Source organism: Pseudomonas monteilii NBRC 103158 = DSM 14164 (assembly GCF_000730605.1).
Lineage (GTDB): Bacteria > Pseudomonadota > Gammaproteobacteria > Pseudomonadales > Pseudomonadaceae > Aquipseudomonas > Aquipseudomonas monteilii.
The window spans coordinates 1-1,843 of record NZ_BBIS01000110.1; the positions used below are offsets into that span (position 1 = coordinate 1).

The window sequence follows — 1,843 nt, forward strand, 5'->3', positions numbered from 1 at the left end:
GTGTGTCACGAACACAGGTCGTATGACCTGTGATGCTGTACCGAAGATGGAAGTAGGCCTTCCGAAGTCGGCTTGCAGGAGCAGGCTTCAAACCACCCGGTGCTGCTGCATCCAAAAGGTGCGGTGGTGAGCAACCGAGGAAAAGTCATCCCATGATGATGGCAGGTGAGTATGGAGAAGATGAGCGAAAGCAAACCGTCCGATGACGCATCGTTATTCCCTAAAGTGCTGTCGAAACTGAGGTTGAGTACTGGCTTCAGGACGAGTTGGGGCGTTACCTGCTTACGGCCCCAGTGGCAGCCGGTGTAAAGGCGGCATGATCTCCATACAGGCTTGGGTACGGAACGTGAGAACCTTGTTCCAGATGCAAAGGAAAATGACAAATGGCTAAAACCATGAGGAAGAATACCAATGCTGGAATGAGGGGCGGAGCCTCCTGTAGTAGTGATGAAGCCTTTGTAATGAAGGCGGAGCGAAGGGGAGGCGTTATCCTGTCAACGAACGCTGTCAACCTCAGGGGATGAGTGGCGTGAGTTCGAACAAACCTTACAACATAGCGAAGCGCGTGATATGGGAGGCCTATCAGCAGGTCAGAACCAACCGGGGAGCTGCTGGAATCGACGATGAGACCATTGCCGATTTTGAGCGGAACCTGCCGAAGAATCTTTACAAGCTATGGAATCGAATGTCGTCGGGGTCTTATTTCCCGCCGCCGGTCAAGGTTGTTGAGATACCGAAGGCATCGGGGGGTATACGCAGGCTGGGAGTGCCTACGGTCAGCGACCGTATCGCACAAACTGTAGTCAAACTCCTCATCGAGCCGAAGCTGGATGCGCTTTTCCATCCGGACTCATATGGATACCGACCAGGGCGTTCAGCCAAACAGGCCATAGCGATCACACGCGAGCGCTGCTGGCGATACGACTGGGTGGTGGAGTTTGATATCAAGGCGGCTTTTGATCACATTGATCATGAACTGCTGATGAAAGCGGTGCGAACCCATATCAAAGAGGACTGGATACTGCTGTACATCGAACGATGGCTGGTTGCTCCGTTCGAGGCAGCAGATGGCGTTCGCATTCAACGCGAACGTGGCACCCCGCAAGGCGGCGTGATCAGTCCCATGCTGATGAATCTGTTCATGCATTACACCTTTGACGCTTGGATGCAACGAAACAGCGCAAACTGTCCTTTTGCCCGGTACGCCGATGATGCGGTAGTGCATTGTCGTAGCGAGAGGCAGGCAGAACACGTGATGCGTTCAATCGCTTCACGTCTAGCAGTTTGTGGTCTCACGATGCATCCCGAGAAATCGAAAATCGTGTACTGCAAGGACAGCAATCGACGCGCGGAGTATCCGCATGTGAGCTTTACCTTCCTTGGTTTCACTTTTAGACCCAGGAAGGCAATCGGCCAACAGAACAACCTTTTCACCAGCTTCCTGCCGGGAGTCAGTGCGCAAGCGTTGAAGCGGATGCGGCGAGCAGTGCGCGAGTGGCGGGTCAACCGCCAAACTCACGTGACGCTGGCTGCTGTGGCTCGGCTTTACAACCCAGTGATACAAGGTTGGTGGCAGTACTATGGCGCGTTCTATCGGACGGCCATGCTTGGCATCTCTCGACATATCGATAGCGCACTCAAGCGTTGGGCCGGTCGTAAGTACAAAATACTTCACGGGCGCAAGCGGCGCATATCTCAATGGTTGGACACGGTGCAGACGGCTGCCCCTCGACTGTTTTATCACTGGCAAGTAACCGAGCAACAGGTTGGATAACGGGAGCCGTATGACGCGAGAGTGTCACGTACGGTTCTGCGAGCGGCTACGGGGGCAGTTCCTGTGGCC

At 54.4% G+C, this 1,843-nt stretch carries 1 pseudogene; it reads left to right on the plus strand.

The window, feature by feature from the left end:
• Positions 1 to 520: 520 nt before the first annotated feature.
• Positions 521 to 1,788 (plus strand): annotated as a pseudogene (ltrA, locus tag PM2_RS29365) (group II intron reverse transcriptase/maturase).
• Positions 1,789 to 1,843: the final 55 nt, after the last annotated feature.